We start from the raw sequence: 7816 nt of genomic DNA on the forward strand, positions 1-7816 counted from the left end.
ATCTTGAAGAGTTAGCAATTCGACCAGAATATGATGAAATTACCCCTGAACAAAAAATTTGTGCAATCGAATCATTGTGTTTGATTAATCAGCTTTTGAATCAGCTCCCTGAGCGTCAGCAACAGGTCTTTATTTGGTCACAGCTTGAAGGTTTAACCCAACAAGAAATAGCAATACGACTCAATGTTTCGACACGAACAGTGATGCGTGATTCAGTCAGTGTATTAGCACAATGTTTAGCAGTAATGGATTAAAAACAGGCATGTTGCAGCAACAAATTTATCAAGAGGCAGCTGAATGGATATTAAAAAAACAACAAGGCACATTGACGGAAATTGATCAAACACGCTTCGAGCAATGGAAACAACAAAGTTCTGCACATCAAGCAGCATGGGAGAAAGCAGAGCGCTTACTCATGAGCTTAAGTGACTTTCCTGACGATGGCCAGCAACTGATTGAGAAAGGTAAAAAAAATTCACAACTGCAATTGGGTTCACGCCTTTTACTTGTCGGTATTTTTTGTTTTGGTGGCGGGATGCTCTGGAGCTTAGGTGATCAACAACGGTGGTTAGCAGATTATAGTACCGCTGTGGGACAGCAAAAGCATATCGAACTTGAAGATGGCACACAGCTTCAAATCAACACCAATACAGCATTAGATGTTCACTATAGTGCTGAACGACGCAGTTTAAAACTTCATTATGGTGAAATACAAATTCGAACTGCACATGAAATACATCAGCCTTATCGACCATTTTTTGTAGAAACACCATCTGCCAATTTACAAGCGTTAGGTACTGTATTTAATGTTCAATATTTAAAAAATAATGCAGACCAAACATGTTTAGGCGTAATAGAGAGTGCGGTTAAGGTCAGTTTGAAAGATTCCAAACAAAGTAAAATACTGCATGCAGGTCAACAACTTTGTTTTGATCAGCAAAACTTTAAAGTGGTTCACGACTTGGATCCAAACTTATTTGCTTGGAAAAATCAAGTTGTTATGGCATTTGAAATGTCGCTTGAACAATTGATGCAGGAGATTGGACGTTATCAGCATCAGTATATAAAGATCGATCCAAAGTTAAAATCGTTGAAAGTCTCTGGTTCATATCCAGTGAATGATTTTAATGCTTTGCAGAATGCGCTTGAGCTGAGTTATCCAGTAAAAGTTCAGCGTTATATGGGTGACCATGTGATGTGGATTCAAACTAAGGCTGAAAAAGTTAAAAATAATTAAAAAAATGTCAGTTTTTAACGTTTGGGCGGGTAATACAACTGAATCTAATTAACTTGAGCAGTGCGATGACGATTTTACCAGTACTTAGAAACCTTGTTTCATATCGGAACAATGAAAGCTTCAGTTCATTTAGGCATATCCATTCATGTGTGAGACAGCGAAAAGTAGTCAACTTTTTTGAATACTTAGATCATGATGTAGATGTGGTATGAAGAACTCTTCACCATTGACCGAACAACAAGATAAGCGTCAGATCTCTGCTGAAGCAACTAATTCAGAGAAAACGGTAAAACTACATTCCTCCGCTATTGTTCGAGGGATTTGCGTCATTCTGGCAATACTCTGTCTCATCCTTGCAGTATTTGGCATCGTTGTTCCTGGCATTCCTACCTTTGATTTTCTTTTCTTGGCCACTGTTTTTGCATCTAGAGGCTCGGCGAGATTACATCATTGGATGCATAAAAACCGTTTTATTCGGATATTGCTGACTCAATACAGTGGAGGCTTTAAGCATATTTCTAGACCTCGAAAATATATCCTCTCTCTGAGTATCTTATTTGGCGCAGTCATGTTGATTATTGCTTCGATACACCCGCATATAAAACTGAGTTTATTGGTAGTGTTGTCGATGGTTTTAATTTGGATTTGGACCAGATCAGAAAAAAAATAAATTTTAATGTCATATTTCAAAAACTCAACGGGTAATACTTACTGAAAATGAAAATCATTAACATTTGATGGGTATTCTTATGAAGTTCAAAAAGCAAAGTCTGGCAGTACTGATACACTGCTTATGTATTGGTGGGGTTTATGCTGAATCAGCATCTGCATCAGCTCAAATACAAGTTAAAAAAGATTCTGAACAATACTTCCAGATCCCTGCAAATCAACTAGCTTATGTTTTATCTAGTTTTGCTGCGCAAGCAGGCGTGGTTTTAAGTTTTGATTCGAGTATCTTAAAAGGCCAACAGAGTGACGGGATTGTAGGTCATTATAGTGTTGCTGAGGGTTTTGATTATTTACTCGCAAATCAACCTTATCGTGTGCAAAAACAAGGTTCAACTTACATTCTAGTTGCTAAATCAAATGTAATATCGAATCAGCCTACTCATGTTCAATCGAACGAGCGTCCATCTGTTTCTCAGCATCAAATCCAAAATAATGCTGTAATCCTCCCCACAATCGTACTTACTGCTGAACAAAATAAACAGGTGAATACAACGCGTTTAAACCGTGAACAGATTAATCAGTTCCGTGGTACAAGTAATGGTGATGTTTTTTCAGACATTGCTGGTTTACAAGTAAATAGTATGCGTAATGAAGCAGGTGCATTAGATATTGGTATTCGTGGTATACAGGGGGAAGGTCGTGTACCGATTGTGATTGATGGTAGCTTACAATCGAGTCACACCTTTCGTGGCTATCAAGGAGAAAGTGACCGTACCTATATCGATATGGATTTAATTAGTGATATAGAGGTGGAAAAGGGTGCTTCACGCGCAAAGTTTAGTGTGGGGGGAATTGGCGGTATTGTCAAAATGCGTACTTTAGGCGTGGATGATATATTACTTCCTGGCCGTCAAAGTGGTGTAATGTTAAAAGGCAGTTTTTATAATAATAATAAAACGCCTGAAATCGCTGAAAATGAAAAAGACCAAGGCAATTATATTATTCGCAATAAACTGGCTTCATCAAATTTTCAAAATGGTGCAGGTACAGTCGCATTTGCCTTTAAAAATGACATCGTAGATCTGATTGCAGCCTATAGTAAACGTGAAGTTGGAAACTATTTTGCTGGTAAACATGGTGCAGACTTTTACAAAGAAAAAGATATGGCTGAACTAGATCCAGGCCAAGAGGTGGTCAACACTGGATATCAAAGTGATTCTGGGATTATTAAGGCAGGAATCAATTTAACCGATGAACATCGTATTGAACTTAACACGCGTCGCCATGTTCAAAAAGCAGGAGAAGTGTTGTCATTTTATTGGGGACGTTATCCGGTAAAAGACCCAAACTCACCTCCGGGACATTACTTGAAAGATGAGGATGGTAATTTTATGCGTGATTCTAATGGATTTATTGTTTATGTGCCTCAAGCAGAAATACCAGATACTTTTAATATGGCACAGTGGCCGATGGGGAAAGCAGCTGTAAATGCATACAGTATGAATTATACCTATAAACCTAAAAATAATAATCTGATTGATTTAGAGTTTGGTCTGTGGCAAACCCAAGGTAAATACGATCAGCATAACGGTATTGGTAACTCTGCTCATCAGGGTGATCAGTATCGTGGTAGTTATCAGGATTATCGTAGTGGTCTAAATTTAGAAAATACCAGCAAATTTAATGCAGATGACCTCATCGTTAATTATGGTTTGACCTATGATATACAACGGATGAAACCCAGAAATCTGTATGGTAAAGAAGCTGCACGAGATGCACAACGTGAAGAGTATTCAGCATTTCTAAATGGTGATTATCATTTTAATGATTTTACTTTAAGTTTAGGAACAAAGTGGCATAAGGCTGAAGTTGAAGATTATGCAGACCAGAATATACCCATGCGTTCAGTAGAAAATTCAGATCTGGGCGACAACGGTTATGCTGTACGTAAATATAAAGGTGAATTTGACTGGATGGGGCAGCTTAACTATCAAATTGTTAACGGAATAGATGTCTATACTAAACTTTCAAGTATGTATCGTAGTCCGAGTTTGTTCGAATCTAGTGTTTCGGGTCAGACGTTTTCATATGATCCCGATTTACCTCTAAGCTCAGAAAATTCAAGAATTGTTGAATTTGGTTTTATTGGTCAACGCGATAATTTGTTTGTTGAAAATGATCAGCTCAGTTTTAATTTAAATTATTTTAGAAACCAGACCAATGATTTTTTAACACAAGAAGCCGTTAAAAAAGACATCCCGAGTGTAATCACACCAGAGTTTATACTTCCTTATACCACTTCATATACGTTTAAAAACCTTGATCGATTGGTACTTAAAGGCGTTGAACTTGATTTAGCCTATAAGCATCCGAGTTTTTATGTGAGTTTGAATGGTACTTTATATCAACCACCTAAAGTGTGTGCAGACTCTAAACACGAATGTAATCAGGTTGGCGGCGCTTGGAGTTTAATCACTACTCGATTGCCACCACGAAAAATCTTTAATATCACTGTTGGGAAAAGCTTTTTCGAAAATAAATTAAATGTTGGCGCACGCGCAAAATATCACTCAGAGAAAAGTAATCCAAAAGATTGGTTACAGGGGACAGGTATTGCAGGACGTGCCGTTACTGAACTCTCTTCAGAAACTATCGTTGATGTATTTGCCAGTTATCGAATTAATCCTAACCTCGAATTTTCATTTAATGTTGATAACTTAACCAACCGTTATAACTATGATCAAGGCACTGTAATTAGTATGCCTATTCCTGGTCGTACCATGAAAGCTGGGGTTGAATTTAAGTTTTAATGTTGCGTGATCTTAAGCTTTATCTGACAGCACCGGATTTTATGTGTGTCTGTCAGTTTGGCTTGAGGTGAAACGATATATAGGTTTAAGCTGCTTTTGCTATTGATTTAAGCAAATACTACTTCTGAAAAGGCATGTTTATATTTTGCGAGTGCAATCTGTTGTTTTGCTTGTTGGTCCGTAATTAGCAGGGCAATTTCTTGAGCTGTTGCATACTGCACTCGGCTAGTGATATCTAATTTACTATGATCAGCTAAAACAATGACTTTTTGACTTTGTTGAACCATTGCTTGAGCGATATTGGCTTCTTCCGTATAAAAGCTGCTGATCCCGTGTTGTGGGCAAACTCCAACAGGGGAAAGTAACGCAATATCCGCTTTATAACGATAAATTTCTCGAATAACTAAATCACCTTGGGTTTGAGGGCGTTGGTGTACTCGACCACCCAGTAAAATAATTTCGTGATTGAGTGTTTCTGTTTCCATTGCCATCGTTAAATTCATCACCACGTGCAAACTGTTGGTGATAATGGTTAAACCAGATAAGGTTCTCAGTTCTTCAGCCACAATAGATGTTGTACTCCCCGAATCAATAAATACGGTTTGCCCAGCTGATAACTGTTGTATTGCCGTTCGTGCGATGGCCCGTTTTTCTTTAGCGCGCTGTGTTGTTCTAATCGTTAATGGTGCTTCAGATGTGGGCTCAATTGAAATGATGCCTCCATGGACACGTTTTGCTAATCCCAATGCTTCTAATTCAATAATATCTCGTCGTGCAGTTTCACGAGAAATATTTAATTCGCTCATAACACGTTCTGTACTTAAACGTTGTAGTTGGCTCAATAATGCTTGGATCCGATGAAAACGTTCTTGTTGCAGCATGTGTGCATAATCCGACAATTAAACAATAACGCCAATAGTACAGTTAAATATGAAATGAAGTGAATTATTTGTGTATAAAAAAGTATTTGTGTATTTTATTGCTTTTTTAAAAAAAGACAATTATGATGAAAATCTGCTCAGAAGATCAAATTCGATTAAGAATATTTAGGAGAGATCGCGATGGTGACACGTTCAACAATCATGGATACGAATAGCTTTCGAAGTGAAAATTCAGCTGATTTAGACCCAGAAACACGTAGATTAACCGATAAGCGTAGCCAAGTTTTAGGTGAGTCTTATCGTTTGTTTTATCGTAATCCTGTGCATTTAGTAAAAGGAGAGGGACAATACCTCTGGGATGCTGCAGGCAACAAATATTTAGATGCTTATAATAATGTTGCAAGTATTGGACATTGCCATCCTGCCGTGATCAATGCTGTACATGAGCAAATGCAAATGCTAAATACCCATACACGTTATTTGCATGAAGGCATTTTAAACTACACCGAAGATTTACTCGCAACAACGCCAGATGAAATTGATCGTGCAATGTACATGTGCACAGGTTCCGAGGCAAATGATTTAGCGATCCGAATTGCACAAGCATTTAGTGGCGGTACAGGAATCATCGTATCTCAAGAGTCTTATCATGGTACAAGTGGATTGACCTCAGGCTGTTCACCTGCATTAGGTTCAGGTCAAGTTTTAGCGCCAACTACGCGTGTCGTACCAGCTCCAGATGCATATCGTATAGAGACCAATGATTTAGGTGAATGGTTTGCACAGCAAATTCAGATGCAAATAGACGATATGAAAGCCAGTGGGATTAAATTTGCTGGTTTTCTAGCAGATTCAATTTTCTCATCGGATGGTGTAATGCCAAACCCTCCTGGCTTTTTGAAGAAAGCAATTGATGTAGTACATGCAAATGGCGGTATTTTTATAGCTGACGAAGTTCAACCTGGCTTTGCGCGCACTGGTGACTCTTTCTGGGGCTTTGGTCGTCATGGGGTAGTGCCTGATGTAATTACTACAGGTAAACCTATGGGTAATGGTATTCCAGTCTCTGGTTTATTGGCTAAAAGTAATGTCTTGGCTGCTTTTAGTGATCAGACTCCTTATTTTAATACCTTTGGTGGTAATCCAGTTGCAATGGCAGCAGCTCAAGCTGTGCTAAATGTGATTCAGGAAGAGCAGTTACAGGCACATAGTCAAAAACTTGGCGCACAACTACAGTCAGAGCTTACCAAGTTAATGGATAAACACGAGTGCATTGGTGATGTCCGTGGCGCAGGTTTATTTATTGGTTTTGAATTAGTTAAAGATCGTTCGACCAAGCAAGCAGATAAAGCCTTAGCATTAGATCTTATCGAAGAGCTTAGAAATACTCATCGCGTATTAACTTCTGTTGCAGGCCCTTATGGAAATGTACTTAAACTTCGCCCACCACTGGCATTTCAGGAAAAAGACATTGATTGGTTAGTGGGTGCGCTTGACCAGTCATTAAGCAAACTCAAGGGTTAAGTTGATCTATTCATCCCCCCACTGGAGCTTAAGTTTCAGTGGGGTTTTTTACATAGGACATAGCGATGACTACATGATCAGTCATCCCTTAAAGCAATATAACCAGCTGATTCAATTTATCCAATGGAGCGTAAAACCTTACCATTCAGGGTGAGGATATAAGCGACTGGCGCAAGCCATACGATATATTTTGTCGCTCAGTGTAGCATATACCATAAGTCATAAGGCTTTTAGCCTATTAAACTGCTATAGTTTAGACATGAAAACACTCAAGTTACGTATTAAAGACAAACATTGCAAGATGCTAGACCAACTCGCATCAGAGGTTAATTTTGTCTGGAACTATGTGAATGATTTGTGCTTCAAACATCTTAAACGTACAGGGCATTTTTTTAGCGCCTACGATGTTAATGAATATACTTCGGGTACATCAAAACTCTGTAATTTGCATAGCCAAACTATTCAAGCAATTACAGAAGAATTGGTTACACGTAGAAAGCAATTTAAAAAAGCCAAACTTAAATGGCGTGTGAGTAACAAGAAATCGGCTAGGCGTTCACTAGGATGGATACCCTTTAAAAAGGCTGCAATCAAATGCGCTGATGGTTTTGTTCAATATGGCAAGCTTCAATTTAAAGTATGGGATAGCTATGGACTATCAAAATACACGGTAAAGACTGGCTCATTTGTAGAGG

6 protein-coding genes and 1 pseudogene are annotated in these 7816 nt (G+C 38.4%); 6 read left to right on the forward strand and 1 reads right to left on the reverse strand.

The window, feature by feature from the left end:
* From Aru01_RS17335 to Aru01_RS17350, 4 genes are all read left to right on the forward strand, one after another.
* Positions 1–254, forward strand: a 254-nt coding sequence (locus tag Aru01_RS17335) for a sigma-70 family RNA polymerase sigma factor (RefSeq protein ID WP_042111683.1), incomplete at its 5' end; no start/stop codon positions are given.
* Positions 255–262: 8 nt separating this feature from the next.
* On the forward strand, positions 263–1237 hold the full coding sequence (locus tag Aru01_RS17340; protein ID WP_016655877.1) for a FecR domain-containing protein: 975 nt from the start codon (positions 263–265) through the stop codon (positions 1235–1237).
* 208 nt (positions 1238–1445) lie between these two features.
* Positions 1446–1907, forward strand: a complete 462-nt coding sequence (locus Aru01_RS17345) for a YbaN family protein (protein ID WP_016655878.1) — start codon at positions 1446–1448, stop codon at positions 1905–1907.
* Between the two features lie 79 nt (positions 1908–1986).
* Positions 1987–4716, forward strand: a complete 2730-nt coding sequence (locus Aru01_RS17350) for a TonB-dependent receptor (RefSeq protein WP_040331175.1) — start codon at positions 1987–1989, stop codon at positions 4714–4716.
* 107 nt (positions 4717–4823) lie between these two features.
* On the opposite strand, the gene Aru01_RS17355 is transcribed toward Aru01_RS17350, so the two are convergent.
* Complete coding sequence (locus Aru01_RS17355) at positions 4824–5597, reverse strand: DeoR/GlpR family DNA-binding transcription regulator (protein WP_016655880.1); 774 nt, start codon at positions 5595–5597, stop codon at positions 4824–4826.
* A 180-nt stretch (positions 5598–5777) separates the two neighbouring features.
* Between Aru01_RS17355 and Aru01_RS17360 the strand changes: the two genes are divergently transcribed.
* Together Aru01_RS17360 and Aru01_RS17365 are read left to right on the forward strand one after the other, a co-directional pair.
* Complete coding sequence (locus Aru01_RS17360) at positions 5778–7121, forward strand: aspartate aminotransferase family protein (protein WP_016655881.1); 1344 nt, start codon at positions 5778–5780, stop codon at positions 7119–7121.
* 259 nt (positions 7122–7380) lie between these two features.
* Positions 7381–7816: pseudogene (locus Aru01_RS17365) on the forward strand (RNA-guided endonuclease TnpB family protein); the annotation flags it as partial.

The organism is Acinetobacter rudis (assembly GCF_000829675.1).
Classification (GTDB): domain Bacteria; phylum Pseudomonadota; class Gammaproteobacteria; order Pseudomonadales; family Moraxellaceae; genus Acinetobacter; species Acinetobacter rudis.